Origin of the sequence: Emticicia sp. (assembly GCF_049241225.1) — a bacterium.
Lineage (GTDB): Bacteria > Bacteroidota > Bacteroidia > Cytophagales > Spirosomataceae > Emticicia.
Window position 1 is genome coordinate 1 of sequence record NZ_JBMLRC010000080.1, and the last position, 16,839, is coordinate 16,839.

12 protein-coding genes and 1 pseudogene are annotated in these 16,839 nt (G+C 38.7%); 4 read left to right on the forward strand and 9 right to left on the reverse strand.

The genetic code is table 11. The annotated features are described in order from the left end of the window. From ACOVO2_RS05100 to ACOVO2_RS05125, 6 genes are all read right to left on the reverse strand, one after another. The coding region (locus ACOVO2_RS05100; RefSeq protein WP_421768926.1) for a GumC family protein at positions 1-1,712 on the reverse strand (1,712 nt) is incomplete at its 3' end. A 115-nt stretch (positions 1,713-1,827) separates the two neighbouring features. After that, the gene (locus ACOVO2_RS05105) at positions 1,828-2,532 is read right to left on the reverse strand and encodes a polysaccharide biosynthesis/export family protein (RefSeq protein ID WP_421768927.1); all 705 of its coding nucleotides are present in this window, start codon (positions 2,530-2,532) and stop codon (positions 1,828-1,830) included. A 378-nt stretch (positions 2,533-2,910) separates the two neighbouring features. Next, positions 2,911-3,996, reverse strand: a complete 1,086-nt coding sequence (locus ACOVO2_RS05110; RefSeq protein ID WP_421768928.1) for a hypothetical protein — start codon at positions 3,994-3,996, stop codon at positions 2,911-2,913. Between the two features lie 3 nt (positions 3,997-3,999). Continuing rightward, a complete protein-coding gene (locus ACOVO2_RS05115) occupies positions 4,000-4,809 on the reverse strand; it encodes a YjbH domain-containing protein (protein ID WP_421768929.1) in 810 nt (269 codons plus the stop codon). A gap of 13 nt (positions 4,810-4,822) precedes the next feature. Further along, complete coding sequence (locus ACOVO2_RS05120) at positions 4,823-5,818, reverse strand: hypothetical protein (RefSeq protein WP_421768930.1); 996 nt, start codon at positions 5,816-5,818, stop codon at positions 4,823-4,825. Positions 5,819-6,593: 775 nt separating this feature from the next. Further along, positions 6,594-7,805, reverse strand: coding sequence for a GTP-binding protein (locus ACOVO2_RS05125; RefSeq protein WP_421768931.1), 1,212 nt, complete (start codon positions 7,803-7,805; stop codon positions 6,594-6,596). Positions 7,806-8,091: 286 nt separating this feature from the next. Here ACOVO2_RS05125 and ACOVO2_RS05130 point away from each other — a divergent pair, with 286 nt between their 5' ends. From ACOVO2_RS05130 to ACOVO2_RS05140, 3 genes are all read left to right on the forward strand, one after another. Beyond that, positions 8,092-10,554, forward strand: coding sequence for a TonB-dependent siderophore receptor (locus tag ACOVO2_RS05130; protein WP_421768932.1), 2,463 nt, complete (start codon positions 8,092-8,094; stop codon positions 10,552-10,554). Positions 10,555-10,622: 68 nt separating this feature from the next. Further along, a complete protein-coding gene (locus ACOVO2_RS05135) occupies positions 10,623-12,071 on the forward strand; it encodes an ABC transporter permease (protein WP_421768933.1) in 1,449 nt (482 codons plus the stop codon). A gap of 111 nt (positions 12,072-12,182) precedes the next feature. Beyond that, positions 12,183-13,541 (forward strand): DUF3526 domain-containing protein, encoded by a 1,359-nt coding sequence (locus ACOVO2_RS05140; RefSeq protein WP_421768934.1) that lies wholly within the window; start codon positions 12,183-12,185, stop codon positions 13,539-13,541. A gap of 55 nt (positions 13,542-13,596) precedes the next feature. Here ACOVO2_RS05140 and ACOVO2_RS05145 read toward each other — a convergent pair whose 3' ends face one another. Together ACOVO2_RS05145 and ACOVO2_RS05150 are read right to left on the reverse strand one after the other, a co-directional pair. Continuing rightward, the gene (locus ACOVO2_RS05145) at positions 13,597-13,992 is read right to left on the reverse strand and encodes a type II toxin-antitoxin system VapC family toxin (protein WP_421768935.1); all 396 of its coding nucleotides are present in this window, start codon (positions 13,990-13,992) and stop codon (positions 13,597-13,599) included. Next, complete coding sequence (locus tag ACOVO2_RS05150) at positions 13,989-14,249, reverse strand: hypothetical protein (RefSeq protein WP_421768936.1); 261 nt, start codon at positions 14,247-14,249, stop codon at positions 13,989-13,991. Before ACOVO2_RS05150 ends, ACOVO2_RS05145 begins: the two co-directional genes overlap by 4 nt. A 168-nt stretch (positions 14,250-14,417) precedes the next feature. Here ACOVO2_RS05150 and ACOVO2_RS05155 point away from each other — a divergent pair, with 168 nt between their 5' ends. Continuing rightward, positions 14,418-15,113 carry an ABC transporter ATP-binding protein gene (locus ACOVO2_RS05155; RefSeq protein WP_421768937.1) on the forward strand — a complete coding sequence of 232 codons (696 nt, stop codon included), beginning with the start codon at positions 14,418-14,420 and terminating at the stop codon, positions 15,111-15,113. A 209-nt stretch (positions 15,114-15,322) separates the two neighbouring features. Here ACOVO2_RS05155 and ACOVO2_RS05160 read toward each other — a convergent pair. Next, positions 15,323-16,839 (reverse strand): annotated as a pseudogene (locus ACOVO2_RS05160) (hypothetical protein); the annotation flags it as partial.

A 16,839-nucleotide genomic window follows, 5' to 3' on the forward strand; every position in this document is an offset into this window, starting at 1 on the left:
CCTTTGTTGGTATTGACATACTGTAGGTTGGTGCGGAGTGTACGGAACTGCTCCGAAATAAAACTGCGGCTCGATAAATCAACCAAAGAGCCCACATTATCTTTGGGTTTGAGACCGATCTCGCCAAAAATTGTGATACCCGTTGCATTTTCAATTTCTTTCCGCGATTGCACTTTGTCATTCAATAACTCCCGAATATTGATTACTGCAGCTGGTAGAATTACTCCGGCCAATAAGGCAATCAAATAAATGATATTGGGTGTTGGTTTTACCGGCCGAGGCGTTGAGTGAGGTGTATCTACTACTCGGCTATCGGTCACGGTTGAGGCATAAGATAGGGCCGTTTCTTCACGCTTTTGCAACAGCAATAAATATAGGCTTTCTTTGATGTTTTGCTGGCGTTGGATATTGACAAACTCACGCTCTTTGCGTGGGATGGTGCGAATGGCACTTTCAAAACGGTTATTATTGCCCTGTAGGCCATTACGGGTAATCACGAGGCCTCTTTTTTGGTTGGCCACGTTTTCTCTAATTGCTTGCTTGGTATTGGCAATTTGGGTATTGATGGTTTCCAAAAATGGATTACCGGGCTGAACCGTGCGGGCGGTTTTCTCCTTCTGGAGTTCGAGCTCACCCAATTTTTCGATAAATGAAGTGAGAATCGGGTCATTGACCATCAAGGTTGCCGGAGCTACATTGTTTTGTCCACTGGCCAAATAACGCTCTACGCCTTCTAATACCTTCAGTTGGATATCTACCTCGCTGAGCTTGGCATCATTGTCTTTTACTTTTTCGAGAAATAAATTACCCTCGGCACTCAGATCCGTGATTCCCTGCGAGGTTTTGTATTGCTCTACATCTTTTTCCACATCCTTTAGCTCGCCCGTAATCAACTGCAAACGCTCACCGATGAAGCGGAGTGTATTGGTAGCCTCACTATTTTTATCTTCTAGTGAAGAGTAGGTGTAGGCATCAATCAATTTCGATAGAATTACTTTGCCTTTTTCGGGTACGGCATCTTCGAGGGATAATTGAAGTACGGTGCTTTTTTGGTTAATAAGCTCAACCTGAATCTTGGTTACAAAGGATTGAACTAAACTTTCTCGGCGTACAAAGCGAACCTTAATGATTTCTCCACTTTTGGCTTTGGGATTGGTCAGAAACACCCTAAAGCTGCCGTAGCTATTGTTGAGTGCTTGTGTATAGATATATTTACCAATCACTGATTTATTTTCATCGAGCAATTCAAAGTTTTGAGCGTCAATGGTTCGGATATACAATGGGTCTTCGTAGGCAATATCCTTGAGGCTCACATAGTTGAGGGTGATAGGGCTTTTTTTGAATAATTCTGCATCACGCAACCAGCCTTCTTTGTAGTACGAAACGGTCAGGTTGAGGTCATCGATTACTTTTTCGGCCAATACTTTAGATTTCAATACCTCGATTTCGTTTTCAACTATTTTGCTGCCACTAAACATATCGAGCTCTTTCAGAATCTCATTGCTGCTACTCGAGCCTTTCTTTTCATCTTTGATAAGCAAGGTTGCCGATACTTTATAGATAGGCACGGCATACTGTAGATAGAGATACGCCCCTCCGAGTGTTGTGATGAGTGCCAACACAAACCAATACCAATAACGAAGGTATTTTAAAAAAAATAGTCTTAAATCAAAGTCGTCTTCTTTTTCTTGCCAAAGTTCAAAGTTATTCATTCTTGTGTCTTATGAGTTTAGTTTTTGTTTGACCACGGAGGCACAGAGGGCATGGAGGTTCACGAAGAAATTGTCTATGCCATCGGTGTCTATGTGGTTAGTTAATCATCAGCGTTTATTTTAAAATGTTTACTAGCAAGCTCAATACAACCACCGCCGTGGTGGCAATACCCGTATAGATAGGTATCAACTGTAAGCGTTGGTCGTTGAAAGTACCTTTTGCCTTAATGGGTTCGATGTAAATCAAGTCGCCATTTTGGAGGTAATAATAGGGCGAATTGAATACTTCTTGCGTAAGTAGATTGAGCCGTGCAATCTCTCTAACGCCTTTATTCTCCCGTAATACCATTATGTTTGTTCGGCTACCATAGATGGTCAAATCTCCGGACATTGCCAGTGCTTCGGGCAAGGTGGTGCGGTCATCGAGTAAATTGTAGGTGCCCGGGCGGCCCACTTCACCCAAAACCGAGAACTTATGATTTAAGAACCTCACATTGATGGCCGGCTCCTTTAATGATTTTACCACTTCGGCTCTTACTGCATTGGCTGCCTCTTCGAGCGTCATATCCAAGAGTTTTAATCTCCCAACAAAAGGCACTTCTACATGCCCTGAAGAATCAACCAAATAACCTAAAGGCTGATTCCGTTGTCCACCAATTAATTGCCCAGGAAAACTGGTAGTTGTCAGTGCATTGACATTGGCAAAATTCATGATTTCGTTGGATTCTTGGTTAAGAGAGCCAACTGTGATGGCCAAAATATCATTGCGTTGAATACGGGTAATAGTTGGTTGAATTTTTTTTAATTGTTTAAATTTCAAAGAATCACTCGTTTGAAAATATGCTATCGGTGGTGTGGTGATACATGATTGAAAGAAAAATAAAGTTGAAAAAAGAAAACCTAAGGCAGATATCTTTTTTGCTATCTTATGTGAGAAGTGCATAATCATTTTTTTCATCGTGTTAGTGTTTTTGTTGTCATATTAAATTTAACAAATCTAATATAATTCTAAGTAAACACTAGCAAAAGAGTCGGTAAAAAGTTTGGAATTGATAAATTAGTTTCTGTTTTGGAATGCCAAGCTCTCGATCACTTGTATAGACAACCTTTTTTAAAATCAAGAAATTGAGAATGTTTTTTTTGCATATTTGATACCATATTTAAGATTAAAATTTATCACAGATTTTTCTGCAGGCAATCATTTTTTATGGTTTTGAAACTGCTCCCAGTAATCTTTATGATACAAAGAAAGACGTTCGTCTAACTGAAAATTGGTCCTGAATCTTTCACCAATAGAGAAGCCACTATCATAGAAGTAATCCCAAGCAAACTCTTCGGTGGTTCGTAACCTTAGGTGTTTGTTTTGTGCAATGGTTCCCGGGGCAATGGCAAAGGCAAGGTGTAGGCCTATGGTATTGCCATTGGTGGTCATAATGCCAAAAAAACCAATATCTGCTTTTTTAAATTGCCTCACTAAATCAATCTTTGCTCCAGTATCTTTGTATAAAAACCTTCCGGCTGTAAGACGAAATATCGTGTTGTATTTCTGCCATCGCCAAGAGGCATTGGCCAAAGCAGAAAAGTCGGTGAAACCGGTGTATCGAAAGTTTCTACCTGGATAAATATAATACACACCTGAGTAATTGATGTCTAAGCCATAGGATACATTCGCATTCGGATTTGCTCTCTGGTATTGAAAATCGACACCGTATCGATCTTGATAAAAGAGTCCGGCTGACCAAGAAATATACTGAAACCTTCTGAGTCCAATAAATTGGCTTAAGAAAGTTGGAGCGGGCCTGATGTTTAAAGGTTGGCTATTGAGATTATTGATTAACGGAAATGTAATTCCTGTGTAAAGAGAAAATCCTAAAGGCAAAACAAAGTTGGTATTGAGTAATAAATTGGTTTGGTTTGCCACTGCTTTTTCGGGATTACCGAAACTCGCAGAAAATTGAGGTAACAAAACAAAATCTAATTTATAGTCCAGAAAGGTACTTCTCAGATCTCGGGGAGACCTTTCTGCCTCATCGATTTGTATATCACCTAATTGATTAAGACTATATTCTGCTACCGGAATTCCGTGGATCATTGGTATAGCCACTTTGTAAGCTGCTTTCTTCAAGTTAGCAAAGTTAACTACCTGGCTACGCAATGTTCTATTTTCAAAGTAAATCACACTATCAACCGTAGCTGTGTTTTCAAAAGATTTTAATACTTTTTGGGCATTGCTAGTATCTATCAATGTGACAAGAAGTATTATGACTAGTCCTATTTTTTTCACAACTTATTCTTGATTTCTAGGATTTAAATTACCTTGAAAGGAGGCTCCAAACATCCATTGGTCTCCGTTTAACATACCAGCCTGAAAATTTATATGCTTAAACAACTGAACAAAAGCACCGCCATTCAATTTTAAACCATCCCATTCGGCCATTACCCCAATCTTGTTTTTGAAGGTTATTTTACCTCCAGCAAATGCCCCCACCAAATAGCCATTGTTATAGCGGTCGGCTGATTTTTTTCTTAAGACAAACTTAGAAAAAATGTTACCGTTATTGGTTGGCCCTACATTTCTCCCAAAATAATATTCAGAGCCATAGCCTCCAGTTAGTTGGGCCGTCAACACTTGACTAATCTCAAAGTTTTTTGTGGCAACTATTGCTTGAGTTACCATAGCTCCATCTAAAGTAAAAGGATTGGTCATCACTAATGCGATAGAAGGTCTATACTTTTTCTCTTCTATTGCTCGCCATCGGATATCAAACTGCCGATCGCCGAGTGCCTCGCTTTTGAGTCTTTTTCCATTGCTTCTCATTTGTAGCAATGAAAAAGTAACATCTACATTGGGAAAAAGAACAAGATTGGCATACAAGATTTGCTCGGGTAGTTTGCCTGGGCTTCTGAGGCTGTATGCTCGGGGATTATAAGTATAACCAAAGCAAAGCAGACCATCTTCAATGCTTGCTGCCGAAGGGACATTGAAATATCCGGGCTTACCAGAAATGTTTCTTTGAGCGAGTGCATTCTCAGAAACAAGCCAAAAAACCATCAAAAATAAAACAAATGCTGTTTTTTTGGCTTGTTTATTCGACATCAGATATTGTGCATTATTTTCCACCACCTTGATTATGACATTTTTCTTTTTCTTTGTCAAAAATCTTTTTCAGATCATCAATCTTAGTTTTGTGATCATCCGTAGCTTTTTTGGTGTCAGCATCTCTGGCTGCATTAGCTTTATCAGTTATTGCTTTTGCTTTTGCATCTAAACCTTTGATTTCGTTGTTATAAACTTCTTCGTTGGCTTTATAAAATTCGTAATAGATAGCAACAATAATTGGAGTAAATTTTGCACCAAGCTTTAAGCCGTCGGCTAAGAATTTATTTATAATTACCAATTGGTCATCTCTTCTTTTGAGTGCGTTTTGTTTTTCGGTGGTTACTACCGCTGCTTTAATATTCTCATCGTAGGCAGCTTTTACTTTAGCCAACTCAGCTGCTAAACCATCATCTAAAACTTTAATGGCGTCATCGAATGCTTTTTTTATTGCATCATCACAGGCATTAGCAGTACTGAAAGTTTCGGTACCACCATTGATGGTGTTTATCTTGCCTGAGCTTCCGGCAATTCTTCCACTAATAGCTTTGCCATCTACTGCTGGTGCCACCTTGGTAGGTAAAAATGCACTTAAATCAGCTGCCTTAACAACATCACCAAGTACTTTCTGTACATCTGCTGAGACAGCCTTTCCAGCTGCCAAATCAGCTAAAACCGCTGGTGTTAGGGCAGCAGTTGCAGCACTTTCTAAAGCAGGGCTTATTTTAGATGCAGTTGCTGTCAATTCTGCAGGAGGTGTACCACTAGTTGCAGAGGTAGCTAAGGCTGTAAAAGCAGCAGGGACGGTTAGACTACCAGGGGTATAGGTTGTTGGAGCTGGCTTAGTAACCGTGATGGGCGTTACTACTGCACCGGTAAAGGTTTTGCTAAAGTCGAAAACTTCTTCAACTTCAACTTTGTCACTTTTACAGTTTACTAACCCGAGAGCAAGTGCGGATACCAGAAAGGTTTTTCTGATAGATGAAAATTTGATAGATGTAATTGACATTGCTTTTGAAGATTTAATTATACAAAATTACGGTTGATCTATTTTCCAATATTAACAATGACAAAATTTGCCACTATTATCCTCAAAACCAAAATTTAATCTTGTTATTTATTATACGGTCCATAATCTTAGTTATTTATTTTCTTTTCTTTTTAAAGTACTATTTTATTTTGACATGTGGATTCAAAAAATATTTCTTTTATTCTATTTTTCCTGACTTTTTCGTGTATACGTATCATGTTTGATTGTGAAGTTGAGCAATAGAAAACTAGTATTTGATTTTTTTGTTCGTTTTCAAGGCAACCACTTCAACTCCGTACAGTAAGCTCCGCTCCCTTACTGGTTTGAATATTTTTGTGAAGCGTTTCATCAAAAACTGGCTTAAGATTGCTTCGATGCTTCAAGTAATGTACTATTTGGATTTTGACCGGGAAGGAACTAAATCATACTTTATACTTACTTACATTATAATGTATTTAGCCGCGGTCTACTTGCTTTTTATTTCTCTATACGTGCTTCGTTTGGCATAACAATTCATACATCAAGTCTTTGTTTGATGAGTAGCTTATCGCAAAATTATTCAGTCAGGCTGATAATACATCACCCAAAAACGACAATGAATATGATATATGTTATAAAAGAGCATATATTGATAAATGGCTAAAAGCCTGTTTTTCTCCGATGAGTTAAGTTTTAAACTTCTCTACTTTGACAACAATTGAATTTTGATAGATTTCATACTTGAAGGTAGCATACACCTGTATTTGAATAAAGCTTACATACTTTTAGGGAATGGGTCTTTGAATCTTCCTTTTTGTTCCATTCGTTTGATTTCTTCTTCTGTACAAATACATTCTTCCAATTCAAATCTAATCACACCTTCGTTTAAATCTTGTCCGATAATTACTAATTCATTTTGTCGGTCGCCGAAACGTTTATCCCATCTACTTTCAATTTCTTTTTGATTTTCAACGAAAGCACCATATCGAGTTCGCTCGTTGAACGGCATACTTGCCCACCAAACGCCTGCCCCTTCTGCCCGAAGCGAACCACCCGCCTGACTCCAGTTCAATGCTTCGTCGGGACGAGAAGCTATCCAAAACAAACCTTTTGAGCGAATAATGCCAGCATGCCAATTTTCGGTCAGATAATTCCAGAAGCGTTCGGGGTGAAAGGGGCGTTTATCGCGAAAAACAAAACTTCCAATGCCATATTCGAGCGTTTCTGGGTTATGACCAATTCCATTTTCACGATTCGCTAATTCTTGAATCCAGCCCGCCGATTGTTCGGCCTTTTCATAATCAAACAAACCTGTATTGATAATTTCGTTAGGGTTTACCTTAGAAAACGACGATTCGATGATTTTTGCAACAGGGTTTAAAGACTTAATAATCGCTTTCAATTCGCCCAGCTGAAAAGGCGTAATCAAATCGGTTTTGTTGAGAATAATGATATCGGCAAACTCAACTTGGTCGGTCAGTAAATTTACAATTGTGCGGTAATCTTGCTCAACTTCGTTCATTTTTCGACTTTTCACGGTATCGGCCGAGCCAAAATCTTTTCCAAAATTAAAAGCATCTACTACCGTAACCATCGAGTCAATGTACGACCATTTCGATAAATCAATGCCATTTTCTTCATCAACAAAACTAAATGTTTGAGCAACAGGCACGGGTTCAGAAATCCCAGTCGATTCAATCAACAAATAATCGAAACGTTTTTCTTTGGCCAATTTTTCTACTTCAATCATCAAATCTTCTCGCAAAGTACAGCAAATACAGCCATTGCTCATCTCTACGAGTTTTTCTTCGGTGCGAGAAAGTGTATTTTCTTTGGCCACCAGTTGGGCATCAATATTTACTTCGCTCATGTCATTCACAATGACGGCTACTTTCAGGCCTTCTTTATTATGTAAAACATGGTTGAGTAAAGTCGTTTTTCCAGCTCCAAGAAAGCCAGATAATACTGTAACGGGTAATTTTTTCATGTTATCTTTTTAATTATTGCATCTTTGTTGCAAAAATAAATGCAATTATGTTGCAAATGAAATAATAATGCAATAATATTGCATCACTTAAAGCAAAAGGTAGGTTTTAAGTATAGATGTTTTTACAAAAAATCCACAAGCTAATGGCCTGTGGATTTTTCAATGTATAGATTTATACTTACTATAAACCGCTGATTATCAGCAAAAAAATACTCTAAAACAATAACCACTTTTATTTATTAGTCTTATGCTTCTTAAAAATTTACTTAGTACAATTCTCTTGTTTATGCTGTTTTTTGCGGCAAATGCCCAAAATACTTTGGTCGGCACAATTACCGACGAAAGCAAAATACCTGTTGTGAATGCCAGCGTAAAGCTCATTTCGGCATCCGAAACTAAAGGTACGCTGACCGATTTGAAAGGTGTTTTTGAATTCAAAGACCTATCGAACCAAAACTATCGACTCGTAGTAAGCTCAGTTGGTTACGAAAAGTTTGAACAAAACATTGTCGTTAGCAACAGTGAACAAAATTTGGTTATCAAATTACAATCTAATGCTACCGAACTTCAAAGCGTGGAAATAGTTGGCCGTGCCAAGAAAGATTACAACTCTGATTATAGTTTTTCAGCCACCAAAATTGCCATTAAAAACAAGGAATTGCCGCAGGCTCTCAGCACCGTTACCAAAGAATTGATTGCCGACCGTGGGGCGTTTCAATTGGCCGATGCCGTAAAAATCGCCTCGGGGGTTTCGCCTTCGAGTTTTTATAACCAATTCAATATCAGAGGAATAAGTCAAAACGAAGAAGGACAGATTATCAACGGAATGCGTACCCGCCAGTTTTACTTTTTACAACCACTTACTACCAATGTAGAGCGTGTCGAGGTGCTGAAAGGCCCAGCTTCGGTTACTTTCAGTAGTGTTGACCCAGGTGGAAGTATCAATATGGTAACCAAAAAACCTTTGGCCGAAACTCGTCGAGAAGTGAGTCTGAGTGCTGGAAGTTTCAGCACAGTTCGTGGGGCTTTGGATTTTACAGGCCCATTGAATGAATCAAAAACCTTGCTTTATCGCATCAACGGAGCTTACCAAGAAGCACAATCTTATCGTGATTTGGTGAAGAATAATTCGGTTTTGATTTCTCCATCTATCACCTATTTGCCGAGCGATAAAACTGCCATCAATACTGAGTTGATTTACTCAAATATGGTCGGCAACCTCGACCGTGGACAGCCGATTTTCGGGGCAGTAGCTGGTAAAACCAACCTAAATAGTACGCCAATTAGCTTGAATTTAGGAGCAGCCAACGATTTTTTCAAATCGAAAGAATTGATTTTGATGGCAAATCTTTCGCATAAATTCAGTGAAAAAATCAGTTTTAATGCCTCGTACATGAAACAAACTTGGTCGGAAGATTTGCAAGAACACCGCACGACAAATGCCTTTGCGAGAGACATCACGGGTGCCGAAGTGACGAGTTTGGTAGGTATGCAAATGGTGCAACGCAAGCAATTGTGGAATACCGATAACCTAAACGCTTACTTTAATTTCAATTTTAATGCGGGCAAAACTTGGCATAAACTTTTGGTAGGCTATGACTTACAGAATTGGAATAAACTTAAAGGTGGCGGACAAAACGCTGCTCGTGGATTTTTGTTGAAAGATGGCTCAGTGGCAGGAAGTTTCGTGGTGGCCAATGCAGCTAATTATCAGACTGTTACGATTGGTGGTAAAACTTTACCAAGACCAAATGTTAATTATTTTGACCTCACTAATCCTACCTACACCGTCAGAAATTTGAATGATTACACCATGAATAGCCGTATAGCAGTACCATCAGCATTGACTACAACTGATGCTATTTACATTCAAGAGCAGCTTAAAATTGGCAAATTCTCTGCTTTGTTGAGTTTGAGAAACGAATGGTTTGAAGATATCACTAATTACAACGCACCCAACGAGGCATCTTTCAAAAACACAGCTTTGATTCCGAGAATTGGTTTGACTTACGAAGTAAACAAGAACATCAATGTATATGGTACTTATTTAGAAGGCTATCAACCACAATCGAATACCGTTTCGCTCATGCCAAGCACTGGTGCTTATTTCTGGACTCCAACTTCAGCCGCTACATTCAAACCATTAATCAGCGATTTGAAAGAATTGGGTGTAAAAACTGAGCTTTTCGAAAAGCGATTTACTTTAAATGCCGCTGTGTACGAAATCAACCAAAAAAATATCTTGATGAGTGCCAATGACCCAACCAAGCCCGATTTATTGGTGCAACGTGGAGCCGACCGCAGTCGTGGTTTTGAGACCGATTTAGCTGGATATATCTTGCCCAACTGGCAAATCAATGCTTCGTATAGCTTTATTGATGCTAAAATCATGGCCGATGCCAACGAAACATTGGTAGATCAACGCAAAGAAAATGTGGCCAAACATAGTGGTAATATCTGGACTCGCTACAATTTTGGAGGTAACTCTAAACTCAAAGATTTGGGAATTGGAGCAGGAATGAACGCCCAAGGTAGTAGAATTCCGTGGTTCAGTAGAGCGTTTGAAGTACCAGCCTTTACCACTTTCGATGCAGCTATTTATTACACGCCAAGCAAAAGCAATGTGCAAATGGCTCTCAACATGAACAATATTTTCGATAAAACGTATTGGATTGGAGCTCAGAATTATACTCGTTTGTTTCCAGGAGCACCGAGGAATTTTATGCTGACGGCGACTTATAAATTTTAAATAAAATATGCCACGAATTCACGAATTGAAACTCAATCATTCGTGCATTCGTGGCAAAAAATATAGAAATGCGAAACAGAATACTAAAACTCATTTCAAAACAGGTTTGGAGTAGCAAAACTAAGAATTCCAGTACGCTTTGGCTGATTGGAATTTTTAATGTTTTATTGCTATTTGCTCTATTTTCAGGGTATAGAAATCTTGTAAATCAACAAGAAACCGTAGAACATTACAGCCACGAAGTGCGTGAACGTTGGGAAAATCGACCTGATAAACACCCGCATCGCATGGCACATTATGGTTATGTGGCATTTAGGAATCGTTTTCCGTTGAGCTTCTTCGATTTTGGCATGGATAGCTACGTAGGAAATGCCGTTTTTTTAGAAGCCCACAAACAAAATACGGTCAACTTTTCAGAAGCCAGTTTGTCGAATGGATTGCTGCGTTTTGGTGAAATTTCGGCAGGAATGATTCTGCAACTTTTACTGCCCCTACTCATTTTCTTTTGGGGATTCGATTTGGTGGCACGTGAAAGAGAACACGGCACGCTGCGAATTCTACTCACGCAGGGCGTAAGTTGGCAAGAACTCATTTTGGGCAAATCGCTAGGTTTATTTGCTTTGGCTTTGAGTATTTTCGTTCCATCGGTCATTATTGGCTTTATTTTGTTGATTTTCAACGAATTAACTTCCGAAAATCCGCAAAGCTATCTGCGATTTTTCTTTCTCATCATCAGCTATTTAGCTTACTTTTTCACACTTTCTGTACTGGCTATTTTGGTTTCGGCCAAGGCAAAATCTTCCAAGTCGGCTCTAACTTCGCTCATTGGATTTTGGTTGTTTTTTACCCTGATGTTGCCTAAAGTTTCGCAAGTGGTTGGACAGAATCTTTTTCCCTCGCCATCAAAGATTGAGTTCGATACCACAGTGGAACAAGAACTCATCAAGCAAGGCGATAGCCACAACCCTAACGACCCGCATTATAAAGCATTAAAAGACTCATTACTAACCGCTTACAAAGTCGATTCTACGCACAAACTACCTTTCAATTACAGCGGTTACGTCATGCGTGAAGGTGAAAAACTCAGTGCCGAGACTTACAAAAAACATCAAGCTGAATTGGTGGAAACTTACCAAAAACAACAAAATGTGGTACGTTTTACAGCATTTCTGAATCCTTACATGGCTATCAAAAACCTATCGATGGCACTTTCGGGAACCGATTACTCGGCCTATAATGATTTTCAGAATCAAGCAGAAGATTTTAGATATAAGTTGGCTCAAACAATGAACGAATTACAGATAAAATACATTGGCAATAAAGTAAAAACTTCGGCCGATAAAAAAGCCATTATCAGCAAAAAACACTGGTCTGACTTTCCCGATTTTCATCATCAGTTTTTGGGTGTGGTAGAAGTCTTTAAAAACGAAATTATTTCTATTATCTCATTGATTTTATGGACTCTGGTGGTTTTAGGGATTGCCACTAATTCACGAATTAAATACTTAGTACAATGATAAATAGGCCACCATTTCACGAAAGAAAATCGTGCATTCTTGGCAAAAATAAGCCACTAATTCACGAATTGAAGACTAATAATTAGTGCATTCGTGGCAAAAAATAAGGATATGATTAAATTATTGATAAAAAACTTTCTTCGTTCAAAAGGCTTGATGATGGGTCTTTTGATACTGTTTGTGGCGGGCTTGATTAGCCTCAATATTGGCAAACATTTTTTAGATAAAAACAAGGAAATTATCGAAAAAACTGCTCATTATCAGCAAGAAAGCATTGCCAAAAATGTTGAATTTCACCCAAAAGAAATTGGTTTATTGCTTTATTATGTGCGTTTTGGGTTGGTAAATGATATGCCCAATTTAGCAGGTTTGTCCATTGGTCAGCGAGATATTAATCCTTCGCTGCAAAGTGTTACAATTCGGAACCTGGAAGAACAAAAATACGCCACCGATTTGATGAATCCCATGTATCAGATGCTCGGAAACATGGATTTTAGTTTCGTATTGATTTACTTTTTTCCGCTTATCATTATTGCGTTTTGTTTCAATCTGATTTCGGAAGAAAAAGAAGAAGGCACTTGGAGTTTGGTATTGAGTCAGTCGGAAAATCCACTAAAAATGTTGCGAATAAAGATTTTAATTAGGCTTGTCAGTGTGCTTTTGGTTTTAGTATTGTTGCTCATCATTGCCAAATTCTACTTAGCCATTCCGTTCGATGCGGCATTTTTGGCATTTGTTCTTACTGCCATTTTATATGTTGGATTTTGGTTTGCGTTGGCTTGGTTGGTGGCCAGTTTTCATAAAAATTCGAGTCAGAATGCCTTGATTTTATTGCTTTCATGGGTAACGCTCACCATCGTGGTTCCTGCTGGAATCAATGCCCTTACGGTCAATCTTTATCCTGTTCCCGAAGCATTCAGCACGGTTCTGGAAAGTCGAGACGGCTATCACAACAAATGGGATGAACCCAAAGAACCAACCGTAGCAAAATTTCATCAACATTACCCACAGTTTAGCCAATTTAAACACCCCGAAGGCAAGGATTACAGTTGGTTATGGTACTATGCCATGCAACAAATGGGCGACGATGAGGCGGCAAAAGAAGCTCTGGCATTCAAAGAAAAACTCAAAAAACGCAATGCCTTTAGCAGTACGGCGGGCATGTTTTTTCCGAGTATTCATGCACAATTAAGCCTCAATGCTTTGAGTCTTTCGGATATGGATAATTACCTGAATTTTATCGAAAAACTGGAAAATTTTCATGAGCAAAAACGACTCTATTTCTATCCAAAAATCTTTACCGAAGCGGCTGTTAGTGACGAAAACTGGGAGAAATTTGGTTTAGAATTTTATCAAGAAAGGCCGAACATCAATTGGTTAAAAATGTTTTTGCCATTATTGATAATCAACTTGTTGTGTGTGTTTTGGGCTAAATTGAAATTTGCTAAAGACCTAATGGCACGCGGATGAAGTGGATTCTGCGAAACGCTGATTTTCACAGATTTAATGACAAGAATTTCTGTTACTAAAGGTCATTTAAGTCAATTGTAGCAATGTTTAGTGAGGCAGCTTTGACAGAAAGTTTCTGGTCATAAGTGGCAAAAATATCAGAAGTTTCTAAAGCCAGGGCGAGGAAGAGGCAGTCGTAAATAGGATGATTTAAGTGAAAAGAAAGTTCTTTGGCAGTAGTAAAAAGTTCATCATCAGGTACAAAAGCCTCGATTAGCTCAAATACATTTTTTTCGTAAGCCTGAACCAGCTCTAAAGATACATTTTTAAAGAAATGGTATTTCCTTAAAATATTCACCACCTCAAAGCGAAGAAGCGAAGGTGCAAAAAGTGCGTTTTGACTGATGAGTTGTTCAAGCTTTTCGGAAGGCTCAAAACAAAATTTTAGGTAAACATTGGTGTCTAAAATCATCGGTTTCGGTCTTCGCTTATAAATGAGTTGATTTCCTCAAGGCTGAGTGGTGATGGATTTTGGTTCGCCAGCTTTTTCAACTCTGATAAAGCTTTAGTTTTGGGGGAATCTTGATTTACACTCAAATGATTGGCTTTCAAGGCAGTTTCTATTAAAAAGATAGCCTCTTTGGTCATCGAACGCTTTGAAGCCATAGCCGATTTCTGAATCGCCAAATAAAGGCTCTCGGGAAGATTACGTAATTGAATTGTAAGCATTATACACACATTTTGTGTACAAAAATAAGAATAAAAATGAAAAGTTAAAATTTAATAAAGACATGATGACACGCTGATGAAACGGATTCTGCGAAACGCTGATTTTCACAGATTTAAAGCAAAAACAATCGTCAATCAAAAATCGAATTAATCGTAAATCTAAAATATATGTTACAAGCAAAGAATTTAACTAAAACTTATGGAGAGCAAACGGCTCTAAACAGTCTGAATCTGACTATCAATGAAGGCGAAATATTTGCCTTGTTGGGACAAAATGGTGCGGGTAAAACTACCACCATTAATTGCTTTTTGGGCTTTATTCAGCCTTCGGGTGGCACAGCAAGTATCAACGGCGTTTTGGTAGCAGAAAATGCCCTTGAAACCAAAAAATACCTCGCTTACATTCCCGAAACGGTGATGTTATACCCCAACCTCTCTGGTATCGAAAACTTGGAGTTTTTCTCATCTTTGGCAGGTTTTTCTTACGGAAAAGAAGAATTAAGCTCCTTTTTGAGCAAAGCAGGTTTACAAAATACCGCTCACAATCAGCGAGTTGGGGGCTATTCAAAAGGTATGCGACAAAAAGTAGGTATTGCCATTGCCATCGCTAAAAAAGCCAAAGCCCTTTTGCTCGATGAACCCACTTCGGGACTTGACCCCAAAGCCTCCAACGAATTTTCAGAAATTTTACGTGAATTGGCTCAAAACGGGACGGCCGTGCTGATGGCTACCCACGATATTTTCAGAGCCAAAGAAGTAGCCAATCGCATTGGAATTATGAAAGAAGGAAACTTGGTTTCGGTAATTGATGCCAAAGAGATTTCGGCCAATGAATTGGAAAAATTGTACTTACAAACGGTGTGAAAACATAAAAAAAGTCATCGTAAACAAAGAATATACTACCCTACTGCGTGACAAACGCTTCAAAATAATGGGTGGTTTGATTTCCTTTTTACTTTTGGTAGCACTCTTGGGAGGTTCTGCTTATCGCCTGTTATGTAAGCGAAAAGTACCTTACCTAAAATGGAGTTAGACATAATAATTGAATAATGAATAACGGTTAAGTTTTCTTATTATTTCTTAATTCCTTTTTGTAAAAATTCCAATAAATCAGCCATTTCCTGAGATGAAAGGGCGTTTTCAAAGCCCTCCATCATCAAAGAAGTACCTAAAGAGCGAAACGACTTAATATCGCTTTTACTAATCATTACTTTTTCACCACCAATTTTATGAATCGTAACTGACTTATCAGTTTCGTTGGCTACTATTCCCATGTGTATTGCTCCGCTTTTGGTTTCAAGGCTATGATTCACATATTTAGGGTCAACGGCGGCGTTGGGGTCAAGAATATCGTGCATAACTGTGGCTTTGCTTTTTCTGCTAATTTCGGTCAGAACAGGCCCTACTTCGTTACCAATATTGCCGTATTTATGGCAAGAAGCACAGGTGTTACTAAATACTTTTTCACCATTTAGGGCATTTGCTTTGAGAGTGAGTGCTGGTTTCATTTTGTCCATAGCGGCTTGACGATTACTCACGCCCGCGTCGCTGAAAAGCTTTTTGGCTCGGCGTTTGGTGTTTTCGTCATCTGTCCACCAAAGTAAAGTACGTCTTCTTTCGAGGTCAAAATTCATTTCGCCGATATTGATGATACCTGTTTCAAGACCAGTGAGCAAGGCATCGTGGTTTGATTCAATGTAGAGCAATAAATCACTCGAATAACGGCGGGTTTGTGGACTCAGGTCTTTCCACATGGCTACCACTTTACTGCCAATTTCTTTTTCTCTGTAATTTGAAAGCTGTCGCAAAGCGTTTTCTTGCAACTTGAGCGGTTGGTTATTTTTCAGACATTCAAATAAAATTGTTGATTTTTGAGAATAAGGCACAAAATCAAGCAAAGATAGATATTGCACCCGAACCGAATCTGGCAACGAGGTATTCAGTACATTTTTTGCGGACTCATTGCTATACTGCAAAAATTGGGGAGCAGGCTTTAATTTTAGCTTTTGCCGTACTGATGCCAGTTGAGTCAATAAATCTAATTGTGCATTTTTTTCGAGAGATTCCAACTGATTTTCAATAGCTTTTCCCTCAATTTTGCCCATATTTTGAGCTAACTGTTTCATCACAAATGCTCGGTCTTTATCTGAAAGATTGGATGATTGAAGACTCGATAACACCGAAACCACTTCATCAACTGAACCCGAAGTATTCAAAGCCAAAGAAGCGAGCAAAGCCGAATTAGGACGTTTTTCTTGTGCAATTTGCGAGAAAAGTTGAGCTGTTTTATTTTGGGCCGCCAAAGTCACTGCCGCTATATTCCACTCATCGGTAGATAGTTGTGTCGATTGAGCTAATGCATTGAGCAGTTTTGACTGGTTTTTCTGATAAAAAGGATGATTTTCGGGCAGAGTACTTAAACTCAAAGCCGCTTGCATACGCACACGAGCGTCTGAATCTTGCAGTAATTCCAAGATTTTCATCAAAATAGTTTCATTTTCAGAGATATAATTTTCGGCAATTTTCAGAATGCTTTCTCGTAATGAAGCGGTACTATTTTGCAAAGCCTCTACCACTTCATTGGCTGTCA